27 protein-coding genes are annotated in these 24,974 nt (G+C 71.6%); 20 read left to right on the top strand and 7 right to left on the bottom strand.

The annotated features are described in order from the left end of the window. Positions 1-55 precede the first annotated feature (55 nt). From EV186_RS14015 to EV186_RS14000, 4 genes are read left to right on the top strand one after another with little or no spacing between them, the layout of a single operon-like run. Positions 56-583, top strand: coding sequence for a YbaB/EbfC family nucleoid-associated protein (locus EV186_RS14015; RefSeq protein ID WP_133849654.1), 528 nt, complete (start codon positions 56-58; stop codon positions 581-583). Next, entirely contained in the window at positions 580-891 is a 312-nt protein-coding gene (locus tag EV186_RS14010) for a YbaB/EbfC family nucleoid-associated protein (protein WP_133849653.1), read from the top strand. The genes EV186_RS14015 and EV186_RS14010 overlap by 4 nt, the downstream gene beginning before the upstream one ends. Before the next feature lie 27 nt (positions 892-918). Beyond that, positions 919-1,269 (top strand): hypothetical protein, encoded by a 351-nt coding sequence (locus tag EV186_RS14005; protein WP_133849652.1) that lies wholly within the window; start codon positions 919-921, stop codon positions 1,267-1,269. A 29-nt stretch (positions 1,270-1,298) separates the two neighbouring features. After that, positions 1,299-2,006 (top strand): hypothetical protein, encoded by a 708-nt coding sequence (locus EV186_RS14000; protein ID WP_133849651.1) that lies wholly within the window; start codon positions 1,299-1,301, stop codon positions 2,004-2,006. A gap of 4 nt (positions 2,007-2,010) precedes the next feature. On the opposite strand, the gene EV186_RS13995 is transcribed toward EV186_RS14000, so the two are convergent. Then, on the bottom strand, positions 2,011-3,390 hold the full coding sequence (locus tag EV186_RS13995; protein WP_133849650.1) for a methionine--tRNA ligase: 1,380 nt from the start codon (positions 3,388-3,390) through the stop codon (positions 2,011-2,013). 184 nt (positions 3,391-3,574) lie between these two features. Between EV186_RS13995 and EV186_RS13990 the strand changes: the two genes are divergently transcribed. Continuing rightward, complete coding sequence (locus EV186_RS13990) at positions 3,575-4,408, top strand: enoyl-CoA hydratase-related protein (protein ID WP_133849649.1); 834 nt, start codon at positions 3,575-3,577, stop codon at positions 4,406-4,408. Here the strand turns inward: EV186_RS13990 and EV186_RS13985 are convergent. Both EV186_RS13985 and EV186_RS13980 read right to left on the bottom strand, forming a co-directional pair. Then, complete coding sequence (locus EV186_RS13985; RefSeq protein ID WP_133849648.1) at positions 4,350-5,147, bottom strand: hypothetical protein; 798 nt, start codon at positions 5,145-5,147, stop codon at positions 4,350-4,352. The genes EV186_RS13990 and EV186_RS13985 overlap by 59 nt on opposite strands. Positions 5,148-5,156: 9 nt before the next feature. Beyond that, complete coding sequence (locus tag EV186_RS13980) at positions 5,157-6,125, bottom strand: zinc-binding dehydrogenase (RefSeq protein ID WP_133849647.1); 969 nt, start codon at positions 6,123-6,125, stop codon at positions 5,157-5,159. Positions 6,126-6,251: 126 nt separating this feature from the next. On the opposite strand from EV186_RS13980, the gene EV186_RS13975 reads away from it, so the two are divergent. The 4 genes from EV186_RS13975 (at position 6,252) to EV186_RS13960 (ending at position 13,001) form a co-directional block, all read left to right on the top strand. Beyond that, a complete protein-coding gene (locus tag EV186_RS13975) occupies positions 6,252-8,372 on the top strand; it encodes a glucan 1,4-alpha-glucosidase (RefSeq protein WP_133849646.1) in 2,121 nt (706 codons plus the stop codon). Positions 8,373-8,452: 80 nt separating this feature from the next. Further along, the gene (locus tag EV186_RS13970; protein ID WP_166659168.1) at positions 8,453-11,314 is read left to right on the top strand and encodes a helix-turn-helix transcriptional regulator; all 2,862 of its coding nucleotides are present in this window, start codon (positions 8,453-8,455) and stop codon (positions 11,312-11,314) included. A gap of 89 nt (positions 11,315-11,403) precedes the next feature. After that, positions 11,404-12,030 carry a helix-turn-helix transcriptional regulator gene (locus EV186_RS13965; RefSeq protein WP_133849644.1) on the top strand — a complete coding sequence of 209 codons (627 nt, stop codon included), beginning with the start codon at positions 11,404-11,406 and terminating at the stop codon, positions 12,028-12,030. A gap of 68 nt (positions 12,031-12,098) precedes the next feature. Beyond that, a complete protein-coding gene (locus tag EV186_RS13960) occupies positions 12,099-13,001 on the top strand; it encodes an SDR family NAD(P)-dependent oxidoreductase (RefSeq protein ID WP_133849643.1) in 903 nt (300 codons plus the stop codon). Between the two features lies 1 nt (position 13,002). Here the strand turns inward: EV186_RS13960 and EV186_RS13955 are convergent, their stop codons facing one another. Beyond that, positions 13,003-13,518, bottom strand: a complete 516-nt coding sequence (locus EV186_RS13955; RefSeq protein ID WP_133849642.1) for a hypothetical protein — start codon at positions 13,516-13,518, stop codon at positions 13,003-13,005. Between the two features lie 200 nt (positions 13,519-13,718). Between EV186_RS13955 and EV186_RS13950 the strand changes: the two genes are divergently transcribed. Further along, complete coding sequence (locus tag EV186_RS13950) at positions 13,719-15,965, top strand: terpene synthase family protein (RefSeq protein ID WP_133849641.1); 2,247 nt, start codon at positions 13,719-13,721, stop codon at positions 15,963-15,965. Between the two features lie 17 nt (positions 15,966-15,982). Here the strand turns inward: EV186_RS13950 and EV186_RS38900 are convergent, their stop codons facing one another. Continuing rightward, positions 15,983-16,135: a hypothetical protein gene (locus EV186_RS38900; RefSeq protein ID WP_166659167.1), complete on the bottom strand. Its 153-nt coding sequence runs from the start codon at positions 16,133-16,135 to the stop codon at positions 15,983-15,985. Positions 16,136-16,290: 155 nt separating this feature from the next. On the opposite strand from EV186_RS38900, the gene EV186_RS38895 reads away from it, so the two are divergent. Then, positions 16,291-16,464: a hypothetical protein gene (locus EV186_RS38895; protein ID WP_166659166.1), complete on the top strand. Its 174-nt coding sequence runs from the start codon at positions 16,291-16,293 to the stop codon at positions 16,462-16,464. 7 nt (positions 16,465-16,471) lie between these two features. Here the strand turns inward: EV186_RS38895 and EV186_RS13945 are convergent, their stop codons facing one another. Further along, complete coding sequence (locus EV186_RS13945; protein WP_133849640.1) at positions 16,472-17,083, bottom strand: hypothetical protein; 612 nt, start codon at positions 17,081-17,083, stop codon at positions 16,472-16,474. A 159-nt stretch (positions 17,084-17,242) separates the two neighbouring features. Between EV186_RS13945 and EV186_RS13940 the strand changes: the two genes are divergently transcribed. From EV186_RS13940 to EV186_RS13915, 6 genes are all read left to right on the top strand, one after another. Then, entirely contained in the window at positions 17,243-17,644 is a 402-nt protein-coding gene (locus EV186_RS13940) for a DUF6069 family protein (protein ID WP_133849639.1), read from the top strand. Beyond that, positions 17,641-18,216, top strand: coding sequence for a class I SAM-dependent methyltransferase (locus EV186_RS13935; protein WP_133849638.1), 576 nt, complete (start codon positions 17,641-17,643; stop codon positions 18,214-18,216). The genes EV186_RS13940 and EV186_RS13935 overlap by 4 nt, the downstream gene beginning before the upstream one ends. A 13-nt stretch (positions 18,217-18,229) precedes the next feature. Then, on the top strand, positions 18,230-19,345 hold the full coding sequence (locus EV186_RS13930) for a sensor histidine kinase (RefSeq protein ID WP_166659165.1): 1,116 nt from the start codon (positions 18,230-18,232) through the stop codon (positions 19,343-19,345). An 8-nt stretch (positions 19,346-19,353) separates the two neighbouring features. Next, positions 19,354-19,959, top strand: a complete 606-nt coding sequence (locus EV186_RS13925; protein ID WP_133850244.1) for a response regulator transcription factor — start codon at positions 19,354-19,356, stop codon at positions 19,957-19,959. A gap of 24 nt (positions 19,960-19,983) precedes the next feature. Continuing rightward, positions 19,984-20,649, top strand: coding sequence for a hypothetical protein (locus EV186_RS13920; RefSeq protein WP_133849636.1), 666 nt, complete (start codon positions 19,984-19,986; stop codon positions 20,647-20,649). A gap of 117 nt (positions 20,650-20,766) precedes the next feature. Further along, on the top strand, positions 20,767-21,264 hold the full coding sequence (locus EV186_RS13915) for a YflT domain-containing protein (protein ID WP_133849635.1): 498 nt from the start codon (positions 20,767-20,769) through the stop codon (positions 21,262-21,264). A gap of 4 nt (positions 21,265-21,268) precedes the next feature. Here the strand turns inward: EV186_RS13915 and EV186_RS13910 are convergent, their stop codons facing one another. Beyond that, positions 21,269-22,432: an APC family permease gene (locus EV186_RS13910; protein WP_243754088.1), complete on the bottom strand. Its 1,164-nt coding sequence runs from the start codon at positions 22,430-22,432 to the stop codon at positions 21,269-21,271. 108 nt (positions 22,433-22,540) lie between these two features. Here EV186_RS13910 and EV186_RS13905 point away from each other — a divergent pair, with 108 nt between their 5' ends. Genes EV186_RS13905 through EV186_RS13895 form a run of 3 tightly spaced genes read left to right on the top strand, consistent with a single transcriptional unit; the run spans position 22,541 to position 24,937 of the window. After that, positions 22,541-23,317: an arsenate reductase/protein-tyrosine-phosphatase family protein gene (locus tag EV186_RS13905; RefSeq protein ID WP_133849633.1), complete on the top strand. Its 777-nt coding sequence runs from the start codon at positions 22,541-22,543 to the stop codon at positions 23,315-23,317. Continuing rightward, positions 23,310-23,687 carry a VOC family protein gene (locus tag EV186_RS13900; RefSeq protein WP_133849632.1) on the top strand — a complete coding sequence of 126 codons (378 nt, stop codon included), beginning with the start codon at positions 23,310-23,312 and terminating at the stop codon, positions 23,685-23,687. Before EV186_RS13905 ends, EV186_RS13900 begins: the two co-directional genes overlap by 8 nt. Before the next feature lie 41 nt (positions 23,688-23,728). Further along, positions 23,729-24,937 carry a cysteine desulfurase-like protein gene (locus EV186_RS13895; RefSeq protein WP_133849631.1) on the top strand — a complete coding sequence of 403 codons (1,209 nt, stop codon included), beginning with the start codon at positions 23,729-23,731 and terminating at the stop codon, positions 24,935-24,937. Positions 24,938-24,974 lie beyond the last annotated feature (37 nt).

The raw sequence follows: 24,974 nt of genomic DNA, 5'->3' as shown, positions 1-24,974 counted from the left end.
CGGAACCGTTTACGGTGGCCTCCCGTCTAATGACGCGTTCCAGAGAGAGGCTTCTATGGCAGACGACGACCTCGACACGATCCCGGTGTACGAGCCGCCGGATCCCGGAGTGCGGACCGCCCTGTCCGAACTAGACCAGAACATGGCCGAGCGCAGGTTCACCGCGGCCTCCGGTGACCGCGCCGTGACGGCCACGGTGGACGGGCACACGGCGCTGTTGGACATCGACATCCACGACAGCGCGCTGCGCCGCGGCCACCCCGAGTCGGTCGGCCGGTCCATTGTGGAGGCGGTGACCGCCGCGCGGACCATGGCGGCCCAGCTCTCCGGCGAGTTCCTGGCCCAGACCCTCGATCCGGACCTGCCGAACCCGGACCTCACGATCCACCCCGAGCCGGCTGCGCAGGCCTTCACGCCCGCGCCGGCCGCCGAGATGGTGCAAGAGCAGCGGATCGGCGTCGTCGAGGACGACGGGCCGAGTGCCCCGCCACCGCCCCCGCGGCGGCCGCGCGCGGCGGCGCCGGTGGACGAGGAAGAGGAGTACGACCCGTTCCAGGGGCATCGAGACGGGGGTTCCTGGTGAGTTTTTACGACCGGATGTACGCGCTCGTGTCGGAGATCGAGTCGAACGTCGCCGCCATGGACCAGGCCAACGCCGAGGCACTCGCCCGGCCGCTCACCCACGAGATCGAGGGCGGGTACGGCACCGTGACGGTGACCGGTGGCGGCAAGCTGCTCGCCGTCGACCTCGACCCGCGGGCCATCGTCGGCGTCCGCGGCGCGGCCGTCGGCGCGGCGGTGACCAGGGCCGTGCGCGCGGCCGAAGTGCTTGCCGCGACGCGGTACCAGCAGCAGATGGCGGCCGCGACCCAGCAGATCAGCGAGACATGACGGACACGAACAGGGGAGAGCAGAACCATGGGTGATGGCTGGCGGGTTGTCCCGCAGGCGTTGCGCGACACGCAGAAGTCGTTCGACGACACCGCGAACCGGTGGCAGAACCTGCAGACCTCGGTCGCGGGCTGGAAGCTGGGCGACGGTGACCTCGGGCTGCTCGGCCGCGCGGCCGGGATCATCGGTGACTACAACGGTTCGGTCGACCAGATCCACACCAAGCTCGGCACGGGTTACCAGAGCCTGAACGACGCGAGCACGGCGCTGAACGGGGTCGCCGCCGAGTACGAGAAGCAGGACGAGGCGTACTTCGAGGCGTTCGGTTACAAGGAAGAAGACCTCGACCACGTGCCGCCGCCGCCGCAGGTCAACTGACCGGTTCCAGATCGACAGGGGATATCGCTATGGCTCCGCCGTACACACCAGTGCAGCACCAGGGCAAGCCGCCGTACCCGCAGGACGCGGACGAGAAGATCCGCAAGGCCGCCAAGATCGTGTTCTACGACGCGCCGATCCAGACGCTGGACATGATCAAGACCCAGTTGTTCGGCAGCTCCGAGAAGGCCGAGCAGATCGCCAACAACTGGGGCCAGGACACGGTGATGAACGACTCCAAGACGGAGATCAACACCGCGAAGGACAACCTGGCCGCGTACTGGGAAGGCCCGGCCTACAACGCCTTCAACTCCTACGCGAGCAACACCGTCGGCGTGATGGACAAGGACCTGGCCACGATGGGCAGCATCGCGACCACCCTCGGCCAGTCCGTCAGCACGGTCTACCAGACCTACGCCTCGGCGATCACGTTCATCGGCAACTGCGCCGCCGACCTCGGCAAGGCGGGTCTGTACGTGCTGCTCGCCGCGGGCACGATCGAGATCCCCTTCGTCGACGTCATCACCGCGGGGGTCGCGGCCGACAAGGTGATCGACGCGTTGTCGAGCTTCGTCAAGAACGTGACCACGCTGATCTCGTCGGCCACCACGCAGATCGGCCAGTACAAGTCGCAGGGCATCTCGTTCGCCAACCTCGGCCAGCAGTTCCAGAACCCGGAACCGCTGCCCGAGGCACCCAAGCACGTGGGTGAGTGGCACGTGCACCCCAACAAGTAAGCCTTTACCGGAGGCGCGGGAAGAGCGGCGCTGGACGGTGTCCTGTGTGGACACTGTCCAGTGCCGTTTCGATCCTGGCCGCCCCACTGGGCAAGAACGGCGCCAGCTCGGTGCCGATCAGCCGGCACGCGCTGTGGGCGATGTCCAGCACGGCCGCGCGCTCGGCGCCGGCCAGCCGCCACGGTTGCCGCTCGGCGACGAACCGGTTCGCCGTCTCGGCCGCCGCGACCAGGGCACCGCCGGCCGCGCGCAGGTCGAACCGGTCGACGGCGTCGTCGATGGTCTTCGGCAAGTCGCCCAGCCCCAATGGGTTCTCGACCGTGCGCGGCCGGTATCCGTCGAGCAGTCCCAAGGTGCGGGCGACGAGGTTGCCGATCCCGTTGGCCAGCTCGTGATCGGCGCGGGTGATCAGCCGCTCGGTGGTGAAATCCGTGTCGCCGACCGGCGTGACCTCCCGGATCACCCACCAGCGCAGGGCGTCCACGCCGTATGTCGTGACCAGGTCGAGCGGGTCGAGGCTCGGGCCGGCCGATTTGGACACCTTGGCGCCGTTCACCGTCACGTAGTCGTGCACGTAGACGGCGTCGGGCAGGGGTTCGCCCGCGGACAGCAGCAGGCCGAGCCAGTGGACGGCGTGGAAGCGCAGGATTCCCTTTCCCACCAGGTGGATCCTGGTGGCGTCGTACCACCACCGCGGGTCCAGGTAGGCCGTCAACGCGTCCCACCACACGTAGACGACCTGGTCCGGGTCGCCCGGCACCGGCACGCCCCAACCGTCCGAACGGGCCGCGGGCCGTGAGGCGCTGAAGTCCGCCAGTCCGGAGTGGACGAAGGCGAGCACTTCGGCCCGCCGCGCCTCCGGTAACACCCGCACGCGGCCGGACTCGAGTGCGTCGCGGATCTGGTCCTGGTAGCGCGACAAGCGGAAGAACCAGTTGCGTTCGGACACTTCCGTGGTGGTCCCGTGCTCGGCGCAGGACGACTCGGCGACGAATGCCTCGCAGCCCGGGCAGTAGCGGCCGGTGTACTCACCCGCGTAGAGGTCCGCGGCGCAAGCACGCCACAACCGTTGCACCACTTCGCGGTGACGGGCCGAGCTGGTCGCGGCGTGGACGTCGACGGCGATGTCCAGCGGGGCGGCCAGCGCGGTGAAGCGGGCGGCGTTCTCGGCGACGAACTCCGCGACCGGTTGGCCCGCGGCGGCCGCGGCGGTGACGTTCTTGGCCGCGTTGTCGTCGGTGCCGGTGAACAGGCGCACCTCGGCGCCGCGGAGCCGGTGGTGGCGGGCGAGCACGTCGGCTTGCACGAGTTCGAGCGCGTGCCCGAGGTGCGGCGCCGCGTTGACGTAGGGGAGTGCGGTGGTGAGGTAGAGGCGGTTGGTCATGGGAGGTCCTTTGCTCCCCACCACGCACCGGATCCCGCACGTGGCGGGGTCCGGTGGTTGCTCAGCGCAAGCCGCAGTGGCGCCCCGTGGTGGGGCGCATCATCGGGCTGGCGAGCGTGGTCATGGGCCCAGTGTGGGCGTGGCTCGCCGCGAACGCACCCGAGTTTCGGCTTACGGTTGCGCGATGACCGTGTACCAGGAGATCGAGTGCTCGATGGCCGACCGCGTGGCCACGGTCGCGCTGAACCGGCCGGGGGCGCGCAACGGCTTCACCGAGCGGATGTCCGACGAGTTGGCCGCGGCGATCACGGCGGCCAGCGTCGACGACGACGTGCGCGTGATCGTGCTGACCGGCCGGGGCGCCGACTTCTGCGTGGGCGCGGACCTGTCCGGCGGCCCGCTCAACGCGTCGGCGTCCGAGCCCGGCTGGCAGGAACCTGCGGGCCGAGTGGTGAAGGCGATCTACACCTGCGCCAAGCCGGTGATCGCGGCCCTGCGCGGCGCTGCGGTCGGCGCCGGCTCGACGATCGTCCTGCCCGCCGACTACCGCCTGGCCGCGACGGACTCGCGCTTCGGGTTCGTCTTCAGCAGGCGCGGGTTGTACCCGGAGGGCGGCTCGACGTGGTTCCTGCCGCGGCTGGTCGGCCTCGGCGTCGCGATGGACTGGATGGTCAGCGGCCGGGTGTTCGACGCCGCCGAGGCGCTGGACGCCGGGCTGGTGCACAGCCTGCACGAGCCGGCGGCCGTGCTGGACGCGGCCTACGCGCTGGCGGCGGAGCTGGTCGCGACCACGGCGCCGGTCCCGGTCGCGGTGATCCGGCAGATGCTCTTCCGGCTGAGCGCCTTCGACAGCCCCGCGGTGGCGCACGAGGTCGACTCGCGGCTGATCGCCGGCTGCACGACGAGCCGTGACGCGGTCGAGGGCGTCGTCTCGTTCTTGCAGCGGCGCCCGCCGGTGTTCACCGAGACGGTGTCGGCGGACCTGCCGGAGTGGTTGCCGTGGAACGAAAAGAGCTGAGTGCGTGGTCGCGGATGCCCGCGATGTCCGGGTCGTCGCGATCGGTCAGCCGGTCGAGCACGTCGGCCAGCGCGATCGCGGCCGGGAGCGCCTGCTCCGGCGTGCCCGCCAAGGTCCGGTCGAGGCCCTCGGGCGCGGGGCGCTTGGCGTTGACCACCGTGACCGCGCCGAACACCGGGTAGTCGAGGTCGAGTGCCGCCGCGTGCAGGCGCCACGCCATCGTGCGTGCCTCGTGCAGGGCCTCGATCGCGCGCCAGGCCGAGCCGCGCTTGGCGTGCTTGGCGACGTCGGCCAGGTCCCACCACGCCAGGAACGCCCACTCCCGCACGTCGTCCGCCGACGCGGTGAGGGGGCCTGGCTGCCCCGGCGCGGCGAGCTCGCCGGTGCGGTCGAACATCGCCTTCGAGCCGGGCGGCAGGCCGCCGCGGTCGGGCCGCGGGTCGAGCACGAGGCTGAGCTGACGGCCGTCGCGGTACTGCACCATGAGGTGGTCGAGGCCGTCGAGCTGTTGCACGAACGAAGCCGCCACGGGCGCGAACCCGCGTGCCGCGGCCAGCGCCGCAGCACGCGCCTCGGCGGGCGCCAGCGAGATCCCGATGCCCGCGTCCACATCGGACATCTCGTCGCCCGCGCCCCGGCCCAGCGAGCCGCCGAGCTCCAGCCACCGGACCCACGGCGTGTCCGACGCCCACGCACCCAACTGGCGGACCAGCCGCCACGGCCCGGACTCGTACGTCATGGCTCCACCCTAGTGAGCGGGCAGCAGCACGACCTTCCCGCTGGTCCGCCGCTCCTCCAGGGCCTGGTGCGCCTCGGCCGCCGAAGCGAGCGGGAAGGCCTGCACCGCGGGCACCCACCGGCCGGCGGTCGCCTCGGCCAGGGCCTGGGCGGCCAGTTCCCGCGCCGGCGGCATCGGAGCGGCGAGCGCGTTCACCACCTTGATCCCCCGCGCCGCCACCTCGTCCGCGTCGTACTCCATGCTCGCGCCGCTGGACCAGCCGAAGGTCAGCATCCGCCCGCCGTCGCCGAGCAGGCGCAGCGCCGAGGTCGCCACGGAGCCGCCGACGCCGTCGAACACCACGCTCACCCGCCGCCCGTACAACTGCTCGCGCACCGCGCCGTACCACCCGCTCCCGGTGTAGTCGGCCACGATCGACGCCCCGTTCAGCAGCACCCGGCGGATCTTCTCCGCGCCACCGGCCACGCCGATCACCGTCGCCCCGACGGCCCGCGCGGCCTGCACGAGCAACGTCCCGATCCCGCCCGCCGCGGAGGTCACCAACACGACGTCGTCCGGTCGCAGGGCGGCCAGCCCGAGCAGGCCCATGGTGGTGCGCCCGGTGCCGACCATGGCGACCGCGGCCGACGGGTCCAGGCCGGAGCGCCGGTGCAGCGCCGCCACGTCGGCGACCGCAAGCTCGGCGTAGCCCCCGCTCGCCATGCCCAAGTGCGCCACCACGTCCACGCCCAGCCAGGCGGGATCCACGCCGTCGCCAATGGACTCGACCAAGCCGGCGACCTCGCGCCCCGGTGTCATCGGCAGCGACGGCAGCGGCGGCCCGAACCGCCGGCCGGCCCGGATCGCCGTGTCGATGAAGTGCACCCCGGCCGCGGCCACCGCGATCCGCACCTGCCCCGGCCCCGGTGCCGGGTCGTCGACCCGCTCGTAGCGCAGCCGCTGCGGCGGCCCGAACTCGTACTGCCTGATCGCCCGCATGGCCCAACGATCCGACTTCGAGCTAACTGGAGGTCAAGACGTGTGTGGGGAAAACTCCCCACACTTCGTCTGGACTTGTCGGCAAACCGTTGACAGGGTCGGACGCGGCTCACCAGGGTTGGACCCATGCGGCGTTCACGGTGGCTGGTCCTGCTCGCGTGCGTGGTGGCGATCCTCGCGTTCGCGATGCCGGCCAGCGCGCAGACCGCGCCCGGTGCCCCAGGCATCGACTCGGCGTGGACGTCCGGCGCCAAGGACGGCCTCGGCACGTCGACCACCACCGGCTCGAAGGTCTGGTACACCCTCGGCGGCGGCATCCTCAACGAGGTCTACTACCCGCAGGCCGACACGCCGGACGTGCAGGACCTGCAGTACATGGTCAGCGACGGCAGCACGTTCACCGACGAGGAGAAGGTCGCGACCTCCCACGAGGTGCGCCTGGCCGACAGCCGCTCGCTGACCTACCAGCAGGTGAACACCGCGACCAACGGCCGCTACAGGATCACCAAGACCTACGTCACCGATCCGGCGCGGGCCACCGTGCTGATCCGGACCCGGTTCCAGGTGCTCACCGGCGGCCCGTTGAACCTCTACGTGCTCTACAACCCCTCGTTGGGCAACAGCGGGATGGGCGACACCGGTGCCACGTCCGACGGCAAGCTGGTCGCCAGCGACGGCGGCGTGGCCGACGCGTTGGCCAGCTCCATCGGCTTCTCGGCGATGACCAACGGCTACTCGGGCACCGCGAGCGACGGGTTCCAGGACCTGACCGCGCACCACGCGCTCACGAACACCTACGACAGCGCGGACTCCGCGGGCAACCTCGTGCAGACCGCCCAGGTCCCGGTGGGCACCGACACGACGTTCACCCTCGCGCTCGGCTTCGGCGGCAGCCGGGCCGACGCCGCGAGCACCGCCGGCGCGTCGCTGGCCCAGGGCTGGGACGCGGTCGCCGGGTCGTACCAATCGGGCTGGCACGACTACCTGGGCTCGGTGAACCCGCCGCCGGCCAGCGTGGCCGACCCGGCGCTGACCCAGCAGTACCTGACCGCCGTGATGACGATCAAGGCGCACGAGGACAAGACCTACCGCGGCGCGTTCGTCGCGTCGCTCTCCGTGCCGTGGGGCAACGCCCAGAACGGCGATTCCTGTTGCGTGGCCGGGTACCACGCGGTGTGGGCGCGTGATCTTTACCAGATGGCGACGGCCGAGATCGCCATCGGCGACAGCGCCGCCGCGAACCGCGCGCTGGACTACCTGTTCACCGTCCAGTGGCGTTCGGACGGTTCCTACCCGCAGAACACCCGGCTCGACGGCACGCCGGTGTTCGGCAGCCTGCAAATGGACGAGGTGTCGTTCCCGATCATCCTGGCCTGGCAGCTGGGCCGCACCGACCCGGCGAGCTACGGCAAGATCAAGGCCTCGGCCGAGTTCATCTCCCACCACGGCCCGTCCACCCCGGAGGAGCGCTGGGAGGAAGCGGGCGGCTACTCGCCGTCGACCATCGCCGCCGAGATCGCCGCGCTGGTCTGCGCCGCCGACCTGGCGAACGCCGACAACGACCCCGGCGCCGCCGACTTCTACCTGCGGACCGCCGACTCCTGGCAGTCCCAGGTGGACAATTGGGTGTACACGACGTCGGGATCCCTTGCCGGACACGGGTACTACGAACGCATCGACGACAACGGCAACCCCAACGACGGCCACCAGGTGGGCATCGCCAACGGTGGCGGCAGCTGGGACGAGCGCGACGTGGTCGACGCGGGCTTCCTCGAGCTGGCAAGGCTCGGCGTGAAAGCGCCGGGTGACCAGCACATCACCGATTCGGTCGCGGTGGTCGACCAGACCATCCGCGTGACCACCCCGGAAGGCGACGTCTGGTACCGCTACAACCACGACGGCTACGGCGAGACGCAGGCGGGCGCACCGTTCACCGGGCAGGGCGTGGGAAGGCTGTGGCCGGTGCTCACCGGCGAGCGCGGCGAGTACGCCGTCGCCACCGGCCACCAAGACGCCGCGCAGGGTTACCTAGTGACGATGGGGGGCTCGGCGAACGCCGGTGGCCTTGTGCCAGAACAGGTTTGGGACCGGCAAGGGGCCAACGGCTTCACCTTCGGCAAGGCGACGGGGTCGGCCGCGCCCCTTGCCTGGGCCCAGGCGCAGTTCGTCCGTCTGGCTGTCTCGATCACCGCCGGTCACGACATCGAGACACCCTCAGTGGTCGCGCACCGCTATGTGGGCGGTTGAGACGATTCGGGCGTAACTCTCGCGGTGGCTCAAGCGTTTGTCCCTTCGGGTCGGGGCAGGACCGAGGGGGCCGACGCGCGGTGAGAATCGGTTCGAACGAGACACTTGACGGACACGGAGCCGACGGGTTCGTCGGTCGTACAGCAGAACTGGCCAAGCTGTCCGAGTTGGCCGAGAAGGTGCGCACGGGCGCGCCCCAGGTGATCTGGGTGCACGGCCCGGCAGGCATCGGCAAGACGACGATGGTGCGCCGGTTCCTGTCCGACCTGACGGGCTTCGCGGTGCTGCACGCGGCCGCCGACCCCAGCGAGTCGGTGGTGCCGTACGGGATCGTCGACCAGTTGGTGCGACGGGTGCCCCAGCGCGCCCAGGTGCCGCTGCTCGCGTCGGGCATCCCCGACGAGGCGAACCCGCTCGCGGTCGGTGCGCGGCTGCTCGACCTGCTCGGCCTCATCCAGGCCGGCGGCTCGGTCGCGCTGGTCGTCGACGACGTCCAGTGGATCGACGCGCCCTCGGCGCACGCGCTGGGTTTCGTGTTGCGCCGGGTCTGGGCCGACCAGGTGCTCGTGGTGCTGCTCGCCCGCCCGGCCGAGGACTCCCACTCCGCGGACCTGCTCGGCAAGCTGAACCACTCCGGCGGCGGCGCGGTGTCGCTCGAGCTGACCGGACTCGGCGCGGGCGAGGTCAGCGGCCTGGCGTTGGCGATGACCGGGCGCCGCCTGCCGGTCCCGGCCGCAGAGCGGCTGCGCGACTACACCGGCGGGCACCCGCTGCACCTGCGCACGCTGCTCGCCGACGTCCCGCTCGACCAGCTCGCCGACCGGCACAGCCGCCTCGCGCTGCCCCGGTCGGTGGTGACGGCCGTGCGGGCGTCGCTCGAGCGCCTGCCGGAGCCGAGCCGGCGGCTGCTCGACGGGCTGGCGGTGCTCGGCACCCGCAGCCCGCTGGCCCGGGTCGCCCAGGTGGCCGGGGTGCGTGAGCCGAGCGTGGCGCTGCAGCCCGCGCTGGACGCGGGCCTGGTCACGTGGTGGCCCAACGAGCTCTCCAGCCCGGTCGCGATCGCGCACGACCTGCAGCGCGAGGCGATCTACAACGCGTTGCCGCCTTCGCAGCGCAGCAGCCTGCACGCCAAGGCGGCCGAGGTCGTGGACCCGGCCGGCGCGTGGGGGCACCGGGTCGCGGCGGCCACCGCGACCGACGCCGACCTCGCCGACCGGCTCGAGGCCGCAGCCGAGGAGGAGTCGAAGGCCGGCCGCCACGACTCGGCCGCCCGCTACCTGCGCTGGGCCGCGGATCTGTCCCCGGAGCGGGCCGACTACGAACGGCGCATCGAGACCTCCTGCGTACAGGTGTTGTTCAGCAGTGATCACGCGTGGGCGTTGCGGTTGCGGCCGAAGGTGTTGCAGTGCGCCCCGTCGGCCCTGCGTTCGCTGTGCCTGGGCCTCACCTCGCTGCTCGCGCTCGGCGAGTGGGGCGCGGCGCAGCGCTCGCTCACCACGGTCATGCGGCTGGCCGAACAAGACGGCGAGCACGTGCCGCGCTGGGTCCGGGGCACCGCGGCCGCCGGGCTCGCCGCCGCCTACACCTGGGGCGGCGACGCGAAGCGCACCGTGCGCGTGGCCAAGGACGCGCTGGACGCGGGCGACATCCCCGTGCTGATGCGCGACTACACGCGCGTGCTCATGGCCGTGGCCCGCAGCCGGATCGACGGCATGGCGGCGGCCCTGGACGAGCTCGACCACCTGCCCCGCATCCCGAGCGCCGCGTCGGTCGAGCACCTGGAAAGCCTCGCCTGCCGCGGCGCGATCCGCGCCATGCTCGGCCGGTTCGTCGAGGCCAAACGCGACCTGTCCACTGTGGTGCAGCGCCACCGCACGGGCACCTACCTGATGTCCGGCACGGTGCCGTACTGCTACCTCGCCGCGACGCACTACCAGCTGGGGGAGTGGGACGACGCGTCCATTGTGGTCCGCCAGGCCCTGTCCTTCGAGGACCTGGAGGAACAGGCGCAGAACCAGACCCTGCGCCGCTTCGCCGCGACCCTGGTGCCCGCCGGGCGCGGCGACTGGGCGACCGCGACGGAGCAGTCCGGCCTCGCCACCCGGTTCGCCCAGCAGATCGGCGGCCCGCAGGACCTGCGCTACGCCGCGCTGGCCGAGGCGATCCTGCGCCAGGCCATGGCCGATCGCCGCGGCATGGTGGCCGCCCTGACCCGGGTACCGGGCATCACCGAGGCCGACCCGGCCGAGCACGACGACGCGGGCGTGCACGAGTGGTGGAGCCTCTGGTGGCGCCCGCTGCTCACCGAGGGGCTGATCGGCGTGGGCGAGCTCGACGCGGCCGAGACCGAGCTGACCGCGCTGCGCGTCAGCGCATCCGGGGTGCGTTACATGGCGAGCACGGTGATGCGCCTGAGCTCGTGGCACATGGCGGCGAGCGGCGACGTGCCGGGCGCGGTCGAGGCCGTCGAGGCGTTCTTCGACCGTCCGCGCGGGCCGAGCACCCCGCTCGCCGACGGGTTGCTGGAACACGACCACGGCCGCCGGCTGCTGATGGTGGGCCGGCCGGGCGAGGCGGGCCGCGTGCTGCGCTCGGCCAAGCAGCGCTTCGCCCGGCTCGGCGCGCTCCCGTTCGAGCAACGCGTGGACGAGGACCTGGCGCGCCTGGAGGCCGCCCCGGAACCGGTCGGCGTGCCCGCGCCGCGACGCCCGGACGTGCTCGCGGGGCTGACCGACCGGGAAGGGGAAGTTGCCCACCTCGTCGGCCGCAGCCTGACCAACCGGGAGATCGGCGCCGAGCTGTACGTGACCACGAAGACCGTGGAATACCACCTGGGCAACATCTACGCGAAGCTCGGCATCACCTCCAGGCGCCAACTGCGCGACCTGTTGGCCGAAAGACCTCACTCGACTGTCCCTAGGGACAGCCCCCGCAGCACCTAGGGGCATTCCCCAGGGCGCTCGGACCTGCTCTCAAGGAGAGTTTGTGCGGTTGCTCGACCCCTTACTCACTCCGCCATGAGGGAGGACCGATGAGCACACGCATCCCCGTGCACGTGCATGCATCCGACGCGATCACCTTGCACGGTCTGCGATCCCAGCTGCGCCAGGAGCCGCAGCTCGCGATCGTCGACCGGGAGGAGGTGGGGCCGGACACCGTCGCGGTCATCGCCGCCGACGCCATGGATGACGACACGCTGCACGAACTGCGCGAGCTGAACCGCCTCGGCTGCCGGCACTCGGTGCTGGTCGCCGGAACACTGGACGACGCCGGGCTGCTCGCCGCCGTGGAAGTCGGCGTGTGTGCCCTGGTACGCAGGCAGGAAGCGACGTCGTCGCGCTTGGCACGTCTGGTGGTGAAGGCCGCGCACGGGGAAGCGGCCCTGCCCTCGGACATGCTCGCGCGGCTGCTCAAGCAGGTGTCGCAGTTGCAGCACAACGTGCTCGCCCCGCGCGGGCTCACCATCGTCGGGCTCACGCCTCGGGAGACCAGCGTGCTGCGCCTGGTCGCCGACGGGCTGGACACCGACGAGATCGCCGGTCAGCTCAGCTACTCGCCGCGCACCGTCAAGAACATCCTGCACGGCGTCACGACCCGCTTCTGCCTGCGCAACCGGTCGCATGCTGTTGCTTATGCGTTGCGCGAGGGGCTCATTTGACGGTGCTGCCCCAACCTCGGGCTCTCATCGGAGCGGCAAGCCGGGCTGATTCGTGCTAGACCGGGCCGGTGAGCGCGATCAAGACCCCATTCGGTTTCCACTCCACCGCGTCCGAGGTGCTCGACGGCGTCGACCTGAGCGGCAAGCGTGCCGTGGTCACCGGCGCGTCGTCGGGCATCGGGGTCGAGACGGCCCGGGCCCTCGCGGCCGCGGGCGCCGAGGTCGTCCTGGCCGTGCGCGACCTGGCCGCGGGGGAGCGCACCGCATCCACCATCGGGCCGCGGGCCTCGGCCGCGGTGCTCGACCTCGCCGACCTCGACTCGGTGCGGGCGTTCGTCCGCGCGTGGGACGGCCCGTTGGACATCCTGGTCAACAACGCCGGGATCATGGCCACGCCCGAGCAGCACACGGCCCAGGGCTGGGAGTTGCAGTTCGCGGTCAACCACCTCGGGCACCACGCGCTGGCGACCGGGCTGCACCGCTACCTCGCCGCGGCCGGCGCGGCCCGCGTCGTGTCGGTGAGCTCCAGCGCGCACCAGGGCTCGCCGGTGATCTTCGACGACCTGCACTTCGCGTTCCGCCACTACGACCCGGGCCTCGCGTACGCGCAGGCGAAGACGGCCAACGTGCTCTTCGCGGTCGGCGCCGGCGCGCGCTGGGCTGCCGACGGAATCACCGCGAACTCGCTGATGCCCGGTGCGATCGCCACCGGGCTGCAGCGGCATTCGGGTGGTTTCCAGAACCCACCCGAGGAGGCGAAGACCGTCGAGCAGGGCGCGGCCACCTCCGTGCTGCTCGCGGCGTCCCCCTTGCTGGAGGGGATCGGCGGCCGCTACTTCGTCGACTGCAACGAGGCCGAGGTGCTCGACCGCCGTTCGGGTGACATGTCCGGCGTCGCGCGCTACGCCATCGACCCGGCGAACGCCGAACGACTCTGGGAGGTCTCGGAGGAAATGGTCGCGGCCGGCTGACCTAGCGGGTCGTCGCGGTGAGGATGAGGTCGCGAACCCGTCGGGCTTGGGGGATCGCGTACAGCACGAACTGGTCCTCCCACGCCGTGCCGCGCCGTGACCGGAGACTGTGGAACAGGCTCGTCGATCCGAACCGGATGGTCCCGCTCCCGTCACTGCTCTCGGTGACGGTGGGCGGTGGCAACTGGCCGAGGTAGCGGCTTTCTTCCTGCCGCGCGCTCGAGCGGATGATGACCCGCAGGTTCGTGACCGTGTACACGACCTTGCGCAGCTTGACCTGGCGGACGATCAGCCGACCCACGACCATGTACAAGCCGAGGGCCACGAGCAGCATGCCCCAGGCGGCGAAGAACCACCCGTGCGACGCCTTCAGCGCCGAGATCGTCCAGTAGACGACGAGACCGCACCAGACGAGGCTGAATGGCACGAGGACCGCATCCTGGCGATCGAACAACGGGTAGCGAACCGGCGAGCCGGTCCACAAGGCGTGTTCGCCCGCAGGCAAGTCGGTGATCACGTTCGAAAAATAGCAATTCGGCGCGGGGCGTTACACGGTCCGCACGAGTGGCGGTATGCCGACTCGGCTCAGTAGGGCCTGCTGGACCGCCAGGGGGATTCGGCGGACCCGATCGTGTGGAATGGTGCCGCACGGGTTGGCGGCGGTGCGGGCTCTTGGTTGTGTGCCAAGGGAGAGCCCCACGCGAAAGGTCGCCCCGGATGTCGCAGCCCTTCGAGTTGCCCGAGTTCTACATGCCCTACCCGGCCCGGTTGAACCGCAACCTCGAGGCAGCCCGTACGCACAGCAAGGCGTGGGCGCGGGGCATGGACATGCTCGACGTGCCGCAGCACGGCACGGTGATCTGGGACGAGCGTGACTTCGACCGGCACGACTACGCGCTGCTCTGCGCGTACACCCACCCCGACTGCGGCGGCCCCGAACTCGACCTGGTCACCGACTGGTACGTCTGGGTCTTCTACTTCGACGACCACTTCCTGGAGTTGTTCAAGCGCACCCGTGACACGGCGGGCGCCCGCGCCTACCTCGACCGGCTGCCGCTGTTCATGCCCGTCGACAGCACGGTGGTGACCGAGGAACCGACCAACCCGGTCGAGGCCGGCCTGGCGGACCTGTGGCAGCGGACCACGCCGAGCATGTCGGCGCGGTGGCGCGAGCGCTTCGCCGAGAGCACGAAGAACCTGCTCGACGAGTCGCTGTGGGAGCTGGCCAACATCAACGAGGGCCGCGTCGCGAACCCGGTGGAGTACATCGAGATGCGCCGCAAGGTGGGTGGCGCGCCGTGGTCGGCGAACCTGGTGGAGTACGCCGCGCACGCCGAGGTGCCCGCCGAGATCGCGCACTCGCGCCCGATGCACGTCCTGCGCGACACGTTCGCCGACGGCGTGCACCTGCGCAACGACCTGTTCTCCTACGAACGCGAGGTGCTCGACGAGGGCGAGCTGTCCAACGGCGTGCTGGTCTTCGAGGAGTTCCTCGGCATCCCCACCCAGGAGGCGGCCGACCGGGTGAACGACCTGCTCACCTCCCGGCTGCACCAGTTCGAGCACACCGCGCTGACCGAGCTGCCGCCGGTGCTGGAGGAGCACGGGATCGGTCCGGCCGGCCGGACTTCGGTGCTCGCGTACGTGAAAGGCTTGCAGGACTGGCAATCCGGCGGCCACGAGTGGCACATGCGCTCCAGCCGCTACATGAACGGCGCTGCCGCCGACGCCGCCGCGACCACGCACGCCGGTCAGCCGCTCGGCGGGCCGACCGGGCTCGGCACGGCCGCGACCCGCATCGTCACGTCGGTGCTCGCGACCATGCCGCAGCGCGCGCGGGCGTTCGGGCACGTGCCGTACGAGCAGGTCGGTCCGACGCCGATCCCGGAGCTGCGCCAGCCGTACAAGCCGAAGCAGAGCCCGCACCTGGCCCGCTCCCGCGAGCACGTCGTCACCTGGTCGCGCCGGGTGGGCATCCTCGACCCGGGCAGCGTCTGGGACGAACGCAAGCTGCGCGCCTACGACCTGCCGTTGTGCGCGGCCGGCATCCACCCGTCGGCCAGCCCGGACGAGCTGGACCTTTCCTCGGACTGGCTGGCGTGGGGCACCTACGCCGACGACCTCTACCCGGCCGTGTTCGGGCAGACGCGTGACCTCGCCTCGGCCAAGGTGGCCACCGAGCGGCTCTCGCGGCTCATGGTGGTCGACGGCGAGCCCGCGCCGCTCCCGCTGTCAGCGCTGGAACGCGGTCTGGTCGACCTGTGGCGCCGGACCACGGTGTCCATGGCGGTGGCCGACCGGCGGACCCTCAAGCAGGCCGTGGACACCATGACCGAGAGCTGGCTCTGGGAGCTGGCCAACCAGGTCACCAACCGGATTCCCGATCCCGTGGACTACCTGGAGATGCGGCGCCGGACGTTCGGCTCGGACCTGACGATGAGCTTGCGGCGGCTCGGGCACGGCGCCGCCATCCCGGCAGAGGTCTACGGCAGCCGCACGATCCAGGCGCTGGAGCACTCCGCGCAGGACTGGGCGTGCCTGCTCAACGACGTGCACTCCTACCAGAAGGAAATCCAGTTCGAGGGCGAGTTCCACAACGCGATCCGCGTCGTGCAGGCGTTCTTCGACTGCGACCGCGACGCCGCGCTCGGCGTGGTCGCCGACCTCATGAACGCCCGGATGCGGGAGTTCGAACACGCCGTGGACGTCGGCCTGCCCGCGTTGTTCGCCGACTTCGGACTCGACGAGCAAGCACGCGACCAGCTCCTCGGGTACGCGGTCGAATTGCAGGACTGGATGAGTGGCATCGAGGTCTGGCACGAGGGCTGCCACCGCTACCGGGAAGCGGACATCCTCGCGCTGCGTGACAGCCCACCCGGCGTGGGCGCGCGGGTGCTCGCCGGTCCGTCCGGCCTCGGCACCGGATCAGTCCACATCGGACAACCGGTGCCTGCGACCTCGTGAGCGTTACCTCGTGAGCGTTACTGGGGCCCGGGCATCGGGTCCGGCGTCGGGGTCGGCTCCGGCGGTTGCGGGGGCTGCGGCGGCGGCGGCACGGGTGAGGGCTGCGCCGGGCCGGGGTTGGGCGGCGGAGTCGGGAACGGCACCGGCTCCGGCGGCACAGGCTGGACCATGGCGTTCTCCTCGTCTCGAGATCGTCACCACGGGGTTACCTGGCCGACCCCTATTCAAACGCCTAGGGGTTTAGGAAAAGTGATGGGAGTTTCATAGTCAGTAGTGGTTGGTTTGGGGTCGAGCAATGGTCGAGGCAACCGGAAGGAGCCCCAACATGGGTCAGGAAATGGTTCGTGAGCGCGTCCGCCCCAGCGGCTTCGCGTTTTTCGGGTTCGGGGTCGAGCAGCGGCAGCCGTCGGTGATCTGCGGCCGCGCGTCGACGTGGCAACAGCCGCGCAGCACCGAGGACGACGACTTCGAGCCGAACATCGTCCGCGGCCGCGAGTGACCGGTTCTCAGACGCCGCACATCAGTTCGTACAACCACTTGCCGTCGGGCACCTTTTCGGTGCGGGGAAAGCGAAGCAGTCCCACCGACGCGGAATCCATCGTGCTGTAGGACTCGAAATCCTCACCCTGGTAGACGGTGATCAGGGTGTCGTCCACCCGCCACACGCCGTACTGCCACTGCTCGTCGTGGTACCCGGCCGCCTCGGGCGCGTCCAGGCGCGCCTCGAGCTCCCGGTACCCGATGCGCCACAAGGCATCGAAGCGCCGCCGGTCGGCGCCGGGATCCGCCTGCCAGTGCGCGGAGTAGACCGAATCGACGAGGTCCGCCACATCGGGGTCCGCGGGGTCGGTGGCGTCGTGGAACGTGGCGAAGGACAGGGCGATGCTGGTGATCCGGTCGGGGTCGAACTCCATCCCGATGGTCGCCGGCCGCTCGCCCGCGTCGAGCACGTAGGTCATCTCGTCGAAGACCAGCTTCGCCGGACCCGGCCGACCCGGCTGCAGCCAGCCCGCGGCCCGCCAGGTCTCGTCGATGCCGTCGCGTGCCCACGAGCCCTCGGCGAGGGCGAGCACGGAGTCGATCGTCCTGCTCCCCAGGGGACACCACACGATTGCCACGGCCAGGACCGTACTGGCCGACCGGGCACCGGTGGGCCAGTCAGTGCACACCAAGGACATTTGTCCTGCCCATCTGGACACATCCATCTCTGCCGCGGGCGCGCGGCGACTCCTACGTTCGGGACATCGCAAGTTCCAGTCCGACGTGGGGAGAAGGAAATGCCGGTTCGATGGTTGAGTGTCGCGGGTGCCGTGGCCGGGGCGGTGCTGGTCTGGCTGATCGCCGTGCCCGTGGCAGGCGTCGACTTGGTGGCCACGCCGATGGGCGGCAGCACGATGCACGTCACACTGCTCGCCGTGCTCGTCTCCAGCCTGGTGGTGGGGCTGGCCGGGCTCGGGCTGCTGACCCTGCTGGAACGCCGCAGCGCCAAGGGTTTGCGCAACTGGACGAGCACCGCGGCGGTCGTGCTCGTCCTGTCGCTCGCCAGCCCGATGGGCGGCGAGTCCCTGGGCGCGAAGCTGTCGCTCACCGCCATGCACCTGGTCGTCGGCGCGGTGTTGATCGCCGGCTTCCGGGCCGGCGCGGCCCGGCCCAGCCGAGTGGCCGCGGCCGCCCGATGATCCCCGACGACGTCGACGCCTACCGGGTCCGCAAGGCCGCGCTGCTCGGGTCGCTGAGCGGGGACGTGCTCGAGATCGGCGCGGGCACCGGGGCCAACTTCGGCTATTTCCGCCGTGAGGTGCGCTGGACCGGGCTGGAGCCCAACCGCCGCGCCCGGGCCACGCTGCGCGAGGTGGCGCGGGCCCACGGCCACGACACGGAGGTGCTCGACGCGCCCGCCGAGCGGATCCCGTTGCCGGACGCCAGCGTGTCCGCCGTCGTGGCCACGGTCGTGCTGTGCTCGGTGACCGACCAGGACGCGACGCTCGCCGAGGTCATCCGGGTGCTGCGACCCGGCGGCCGGTTCGTGTTCTTCGAGCACGTCGCCGCGCCGGTGGGTACCTGGCCCCGCCGGTTGCAGCGGTTGAGCGCGCCGTTCAGCCGGGTGCTCGACCGCGGCTGCGACCCGGCGCGGGACACCGAGCGGGCCATCCGGCGCGCCGGCTTCGCCGAGGTCACGATCGAGCGGTACGCGGGCCTGCGCTGGGCGGGCGTGCCCATCCCGCTGATCGCCGGAACGGGCCAGGTGTAGCACGATGGCCGACATGACCGCGACCGTCGACGACCAGTGCGCGCACCGCGCGTGGTGGGAGCGTTCCGGTGGCCCGTTCACCGTGCTGTTCTGGACGCCGTTGCTGCTGATCGCCCCGGTCAACGACGCGATCGACGCCCGGCTCGGCTGGCTCGCGTGGCTCATCCTCGCCGCGGTGTTCGCCTTGAGCGTGGGCGCGGTGCTCACCGCGACCTGGCCGCGGGTTGCCTCGCGGCCGGCGTCGCTGGCCTTCGTGGCGGCTCTGGCGGCGGTGACCGTGACCGCGACGGTGGCGTACTCGACCCACTGGTCGTCGCTCTACGTGACGTTGTCGGTGGCCTTGGCGGTGACCCTCGAGGGGTGGGCGCCGACGGCGATCGGCGTCGCCGCCCTGGTCGGCGCCGCCACCGTGCTCGGGCACGGCGGGACGTGGGGCGAGGCGGGCTGGGGGTGCGCCTTGATCGTGTTCCTGTCGGGGATGGGCACGTTCGCGTTCCAGCGGTTGTTCGCGGTGATCGCCGAGCTGAACCGGACCCGCACGGCCCTCGCCGAGGCCGCCGTGTCGGCCGAGCGGGTGCGGTTCTCGCGGGACCTGCACGACCTGCTCGGCCACACGTTGTCGGTGATCGTGGTCAAGGCCGAGGCGACGCGGCGGCTCATCCCGCGCAAGCCGGACGCGGCCGAGCAGCACGCCCGCGACATCGAGGAGATCGGCCGGCAGGCGTTGCAGGACGTGCGTGACGCCGTGTCCGGCTACCGGGCGGAAAGCCTTGCCGGGGAACTGGACCGCGCGGGCAAGGCGTTGGCGGCGGCGGGCATCGAGGTGTCCACATGCGACACCGACCCCGCGCTGCCGGCGGCGGTGGACCGCCTGCTGGGCTGGGTGGTGCGGGAGGGCACCACCAACGTGATCCGCCACTCCGGCGCGCGCGAGTGTCGGATCGTGTTGCGGCACAACGGGGACCGGGCGCGGCTGGAGCTCACCGATGACGGCGTCGGCGGCCAGCCTGCCGGCGGTGGCAGCGGCCTGGTCGGACTGCGCGAACGCGTCGGCGCGATGGGTGGGAGCCTCGAGGCGGGGCCGGCCGAGCGGGGTTTCCGGCTGAGCGTGGACGTGCCGGTCTCGTGACCAGTCCGGTGATCCGCGTGCTGCTGGCCGAGGACCAGGCCATGATGCGCGGCGCGCTCGCCGTGCTGCTCGACCTCGAGGACGACATCGAGATCGTGGGTCAGGTCGCGCGCGGCGACGAGGTCGTCGCGGCGGCCCGTGCGGCCCAGCCCGACGTGGCGTTGCTGGACATCGAGCTGCCCGGGGCGAGCGGCCTGGACGCCGCCGTCGCGCTGCGGGCCGCGCTGCCGCGGTGCCAGGTGATCATCGTGACCACGTTCGGCCGGCCCGGCTACCTGCGTCGCGCCATGGAAGCGGGGGCCAAGGGGTTCCTGGTCAAGGACGGGCCGGTCGAAGGGCTGGCCGCGGCCATCCGCACCGTGCATGGCGGCGGGTCGGTGGTGGACCCCGCGCTCGCCGCCGCCGCGCTGACCGCGGGCCCGAACCCGTTGACCGAGCGGGAACGCGACGTGCTCGCCGCGTCCGGCGACGGGTCGACCATCAACGACATCGCCGGGCGGCTGCACCTGTCGGCGAGCACCGTGCGCAACTACCTGTCCTCGGCCATCGGGAAGACCGGGGCCCGCAACCGCATGGAAGCCCTGCTGCAAGCCCGGACCCACGGCTGGCTCTGAACCACGACCGTGCAGGATGCCCGGGTGACCACCGAACCTGCGCCCGCGCCCGTGCCCACGTCCACGTCCACGTCCCGCGTTCCCCTTTACCTCGCCGCAGGCATCGGCCTCGTGGTCGGCGCCCTGGTCGTCGGCCTGCTGTGGCTGACCGTCGGCGGCTCCGACGACGACGCCATCGGTGGCGGCGGTTCCGCGCCGATCACCGCCCCGGCCAAGGTCGGCGAGTACCAGCGGTTCGCCGAGGTGCCGGGCAACGCGTCGGGCCCCGGCAAGGCCACCGCCGAGCGGATGTCGGCGTGGGACAGCCAGACCGCGCAGCGCATCTCCACCGCGTACGACGGCGCCGCCGCCACCGTCCAGACCTACGCCAAGGCCGACCTCAGCGTGATCTTCCAGGTGCAGGTCGTCCGCGCGAACGCGCCGGGCCTCTACGTGCCCTACCAGGACCCGAAGACCCTCGGCCTGGCCGAGCCGCAGCAGGACGTGAAGACGTTCGGCGCGGTGCAGTGCATCGTCCACGTCCAGGCGCGCGCGGCCGAGAGCGAGAGCCCGACCCAGGTCGTCGCCACCGACTGCCAGCGCACGGGTGGCGGGCTGACCGTGCGCGTCCCGACCGCGGGCGGCACCCTCGGCGAGCACCCGGATCAGGTCGCCGCCGTGGTGGACGAGGTATTCACCGCGATCCGCTGAGCCTGCCGGGCGCACCTGAGCGTGGGCTGAGAGTCGCCTGTGGGTTTCCGGCATCCGGCACGAACCGGGCTTCACAGCGGTTGTACGGGGTGGACGCACAAGCGAAAGGAAGGACCAATGACCACCGCATTCAACCCTGGTTTCACCCAGTACTCGCCGGTGACCGGCCTGCCGACGCTGCCCCAGGGCTGGCCGATCGGCTCCTACGACACCTACGAGCAGGCGCAGCGCGCGGTCGACCACCTCGCCGACAAGAACTTCCCGGTCGAGGGCGTCACCATCGTGGGGATCGAGCCGATGGTGGTCGAGCGTGTCTCGGCTCGGCTGACCTGGGGCCGGGTGCTCGGGGCGGGAGCGGCGTCCGGCGCGTGGTTCGGCCTCTTCGTTGGTCTGCTGCTGAGCTTCTTCACCGTGGGCAGCGGGCTCTACGCGATCCTGACCGGTTTGATCACCGGTGTCGTGTTCGGCACGGCCTTCGCGGCCATGCGCTACGGCGCCACTCGCGGCCAGCGCGACTTCGTGTCGCACAGCCAGCTCGTGGCCCGTCGCTACGACGTGCTGACCGCGCCGGCCAACGCCGAGCGCGGGCGGGACCTGCTGCTCCAGATCGTCTGACGGCTCACCGGCCGGGCCGCGCCAGCACGGCCCGGCCGGTCAGCCCGATCGCGAACATCACGAGACCGGCCACCACCGACTGCCACGGCAGCGTGACCACCAAGGTCACGCACCCCGCGACACCCAGCAGGTTGAGCCACCGCGGCCACCGCCGTTGCTCGGCGGGCTGGGTGGACGCCGCCGCGTTGGCGATGGCGTAGTAGACCAGCACCCCGAACGACGAAAACCCGATGACACCACGGAGATCGACGACCGCCACGATCGCGCTGACCACCACGGCCAGCGCGATCTCGGCGTGGTGGGGGACTTGGTGGCGCGGGTGCACGGCGGCGAGCCAGCCGGGCAGGTCGTGGTGGCGGGCCATGGCCAGACTGGTGCGGCCGATGCCCGCGATCAACGCCAGCAACGCCCCGAGCGCGGCCAGCGCGGCGCCGATCCGCACCACGGGCGCCAAGCCGCTGGGGACCGCGGCGGTCAACGGCGCGCTCGCGTGGGCAAGACCTTGCGGCCCGGCGGCCAGCAACGCGGCCACGGCGACGACCAGGTAGACGGCGACGGCGATGAACAACGCGATCGGGATGGCGCGCGGGATGGTGCGCCGCGGGTCGCGCACCTCTTCGCCCATGGTCGCGATGCGCGCGTACCCCGCGAAGGCGAAGAACAGCAGCCCGGCCGCCTGCAGGGTGCCGTAGACCCCGCCGCTCACCGGCTCCAGATTCCGCACGTCGGCACGGCCGAACGCCCCGACGACGACGATGGCCAGCGCGACGAGGCTGGTGGCGACCAGCACCCGGGTCACGGTCGCGGTCTTGGTGATCCCGCGGTAGTTGAGCGCGGCCAAGGCGATCACGCCGCCGATGGCGACGATCCGCTGCAGCCACCACGGCCCGGGCACCGCGTAGGTGGCGAAGGTGAGCGCCATCGCCGCGCACGACGCCGTCTTGCCGACCACGAACCCCCACCCGGCGGTGAAGCCCCACCAGGCGCCGAGCCGCTCGCGCCCGTAGATGTAGGTCCCGCCCGAGACCGGGTAGACCGCCGCGAGCTGCGCGGAGGCGGTGGCGTTGCAGTAGGCGATCACGGCGGCGATGGCGAGGCCGATCAGCAGGCCGGTGCCCGCCGCGCGGGCCGCGGGCCCGAAGGCCGCGAACACGCCCGCGCCGATCATCGACCCGAGCCCGATGACCACCGCGTCGCCGGTACCCAGTCGCCGTGCGAGCGGCCCGCTCACGGTGCCTCCCTAATGCATCAAACTGATTTGATGTATCGTGTCGGCATGGTGCCGTCGAGTCAAGTCGTGCCGTCGAGCGAAGCTGTGCCGGTGTTCGTGCGGCTGGCCGCGCACCCGGTGCGGTGGCGGTTGCTGGGCGAGCTGGCGGCGGGCGATCACCGCGTGCGTGAGCTGACCGAGCGGCTGGGTCAGCCGCAGAACCTTGTCTCCTACCACTTGCGCCTGCTGCGCGACGGCGGGCTGGTCACCACGCGGCGCAGCAGCTTCGACGCGCGGGACAGCTACTACCACCTGGACCTCGACCAGTGCGCTGGCGCGCTGAGCACCACGGCATCTTCGCTGCACCCGGCGTTGCGGCCGTCGACCCCCGCCGTCCCAAGCGGTGCGCGGGTGTTGTTCGCCTGCACGGGAAACAGCGCGCGATCGCCGATGGCCGAGGCCCTGCTGCGCCACCGCACCGACGGGCGGCTCGACGTGACGAGCGCGGGCAGCCACCCCAAGCCCGAACTCCACCCGACGGCGATTCTGGTGCTGCGCAAGGAGTTCGGCCTCGACCTCGCGGGGATGCGCCCACGGCACCTGGATTCGGTGGCCGGTCGGCGGTTCGACTACGTGATCACGTTGTGCGACAAGGTCCGCGAGGTCTGCCCGGAGTTCGACGATGCCACCGTGCGCAGCCACTGGAGCATCCCCGACCCGGCCACGGCGAGCGGGTCGGACGACTACGAGGCGTTCGCCCGGATCGCCGTGGAGATCGACACCAGGGTGCGGCACCTGCTTCCGGTGCTCGCCGCCAACCACTCGGGAGGTCACCGTGACTGATCAGCTGGCCAGCGTCCGCTACGTCGTCGACGACGTCCAGGCCGCCGTCGACTTCTACACCGGCCACTTCGGTTTCGTCGTGCGCACCAACGTCGCGCCGGCGTTCGCCGACGTCGTGCGCGGGCCGCTTCGCCTGTTGCTGTCCGGCCCGGCCAGTTCCGGCGCCAAGGCGACTCCGGCCGACGCCGCGGCCGCCGGTCGCAACCGCATCCACTTGATCGTCGACGACCTCGACGCGGAGATCGACCGGCTGCGTGCTGCGGGGCTCGGGTTCCGCAGCGACCTGGTGTCCGGGCCCGGCGGGCGCCAGATCCTGCTCGCCGACCCGGCGGGCAACCTCGTCGAGCTGTTCCAGCCGGCCGGCTCCTGAACGCTTGCCGACGGGCACGCTCAGCTGCGATCGTCGGTCCAGTGAACGAACAGCGGTACGACATCGAGAAGATCCGGGCGCATTTCCCCGCCTTGCGTGCCGGTGCCGCCCACTTCGACGGGCCCGGCGGCTCCCAGGTGCCTGACGTGGTCGCCGACGCGGTCCGCGACGCCATGGTCTCGCCGATGGCGAACCGGGGGCGGGTCACCGCGGCCGAGCGCACCGCCGACGACATCACCGTCGGTGCCCGGCAAGCCATGGCCGACCTGCTCAACGGCGAGCCCGGCGGCGTCGTGTTCGGGCGCAGCATGACCCAGCTGACCTACGACCTGTCCCGCGCGCTGGCCAAGGGTTGGGGCCCTGGTGACGAGGTCGTCGTCAGCCGGCTCGACCACGACGCCAACGTCCGGCCGTGGGTGCAGGCCGCCGAGGCGGTGGGCGCCACCGTGCGGTGGATCGACTTCGACCCCGAGACCACCGAGCTGACCACCACCCACGTCGCCGCGGTGCTGTCCGGGCGGACCCGGCTGGTCGCGGTCACGGGCGCGTCCAACCTGCTGGGCACCCGGCCGCCGCTGGCGGCGATCGCGGACCTCGTCCACCACGCCGGCGCGCTGTTCTTCGTGGACGGTGTGCACCTCACCGCGCACCACCCGGTGGACGTGGTCGCGTGCGGCGCCGACTTCTTCGCTTGCTCGCCCTACAAGTTCCTCGGCCCGCACTGCGGTGTGCTGGTCGCGCGGCCCGACCTGCTCGAGACCATCCACCCGGACAAGCTCCTGCCCGCCACCGACGACGTCCCGGAGCGCTTCGAGCTGGGCACGCTGCCCTACGAACTGCTGGCCGGGTGCACCGCGACCGCGGACTTCCTGAGCGGCCTCGCCTCGACCGCGGGCACCCGGCGGGCCCGGATCGTCGAGTCGATGACCGCCGTCGCCGAGCACGAGGACCGGTTGCGCGAGAAGGTCGAAGCGGGCCTGGCCGAACTGCCCGGCGTCACGCTGCACTCGAAGGCCGCCAGCCGCACGCCCACCCTGCTGATCACGTTCGACGGCAAGGCGGTGCGCGACGCACACGTGTTCCTGGCCGAGCTGAACATCAACGCGCCGGCCGGTTCCTTCTACGCCATCGAACCGGCGCGCCGGCTGGGTCTGGATGAGGGCGGCCTGCGGATCGGCCTTGCGCCCTACACCGACGACGAAGACATCGACCGGTTGCTGGCCGGCTTGGCCCGGTTCACCGAGCGGTGAACCGGGCCGTCGCCGGCTCAGGTGATCAGGGTCGACA

The sequence above is a fragment of the Labedaea rhizosphaerae genome, assembly GCF_004362825.1.
GTDB lineage: Bacteria > Actinomycetota > Actinomycetes > Mycobacteriales > Pseudonocardiaceae > Labedaea > Labedaea rhizosphaerae.
Note: the sequence above shows the minus strand (reverse complement) of the source record. Positions and strands in the feature narration are given on the sequence as shown.

Bases quoted from the DNA above. Each gene is read 5' to 3' on its own strand.
- EV186_RS14015 (WP_133849654.1), top strand. From the start codon at position 56: ATGGCAGACGACGACCTCGACACGATCCCGGTGTACGAGCCGCCGGAT.
- EV186_RS14005 (WP_133849652.1), top strand. From the start codon at position 919: ATGGGTGATGGCTGGCGGGTTGTCCCGCAGGCGTTGCGCGACACGCAG.
- EV186_RS14000 (WP_133849651.1), top strand. From the start codon at position 1,299: ATGGCTCCGCCGTACACACCAGTGCAGCACCAGGGCAAGCCGCCGTAC.
- EV186_RS13995 (WP_133849650.1), bottom strand. From the start codon at position 3,390: ATGACCAACCGCCTCTACCTCACCACCGCACTCCCCTACGTCAACGCG.
- EV186_RS13990 (WP_133849649.1), top strand. From the start codon at position 3,575: ATGACCGTGTACCAGGAGATCGAGTGCTCGATGGCCGACCGCGTGGCC.
- EV186_RS13985 (WP_133849648.1), bottom strand. From the start codon at position 5,147: ATGACGTACGAGTCCGGGCCGTGGCGGCTGGTCCGCCAGTTGGGTGCG.
- EV186_RS13980 (WP_133849647.1), bottom strand. From the start codon at position 6,125: ATGCGGGCGATCAGGCAGTACGAGTTCGGGCCGCCGCAGCGGCTGCGC.
- EV186_RS13975 (WP_133849646.1), top strand. From the start codon at position 6,252: ATGCGGCGTTCACGGTGGCTGGTCCTGCTCGCGTGCGTGGTGGCGATC.
- EV186_RS13965 (WP_133849644.1), top strand. From the start codon at position 11,404: ATGAGCACACGCATCCCCGTGCACGTGCATGCATCCGACGCGATCACC.
- EV186_RS13950 (WP_133849641.1), top strand. From the start codon at position 13,719: ATGTCGCAGCCCTTCGAGTTGCCCGAGTTCTACATGCCCTACCCGGCC.
- EV186_RS38900 (WP_166659167.1), bottom strand. From the start codon at position 16,135: ATGGTCCAGCCTGTGCCGCCGGAGCCGGTGCCGTTCCCGACTCCGCCG.
- EV186_RS38895 (WP_166659166.1), top strand. From the start codon at position 16,291: ATGGGTCAGGAAATGGTTCGTGAGCGCGTCCGCCCCAGCGGCTTCGCG.
- EV186_RS13940 (WP_133849639.1), top strand. From the start codon at position 17,243: ATGCCGGTTCGATGGTTGAGTGTCGCGGGTGCCGTGGCCGGGGCGGTG.
- EV186_RS13935 (WP_133849638.1), top strand. From the start codon at position 17,641: ATGATCCCCGACGACGTCGACGCCTACCGGGTCCGCAAGGCCGCGCTG.
- EV186_RS13930 (WP_166659165.1), top strand. From the start codon at position 18,230: ATGACCGCGACCGTCGACGACCAGTGCGCGCACCGCGCGTGGTGGGAG.
- EV186_RS13915 (WP_133849635.1), top strand. From the start codon at position 20,767: ATGACCACCGCATTCAACCCTGGTTTCACCCAGTACTCGCCGGTGACC.
- EV186_RS13910 (WP_243754088.1), bottom strand. From the start codon at position 22,432: ATGATCGGCGCGGGCGTGTTCGCGGCCTTCGGGCCCGCGGCCCGCGCG.
- EV186_RS13905 (WP_133849633.1), top strand. From the start codon at position 22,541: ATGGTGCCGTCGAGTCAAGTCGTGCCGTCGAGCGAAGCTGTGCCGGTG.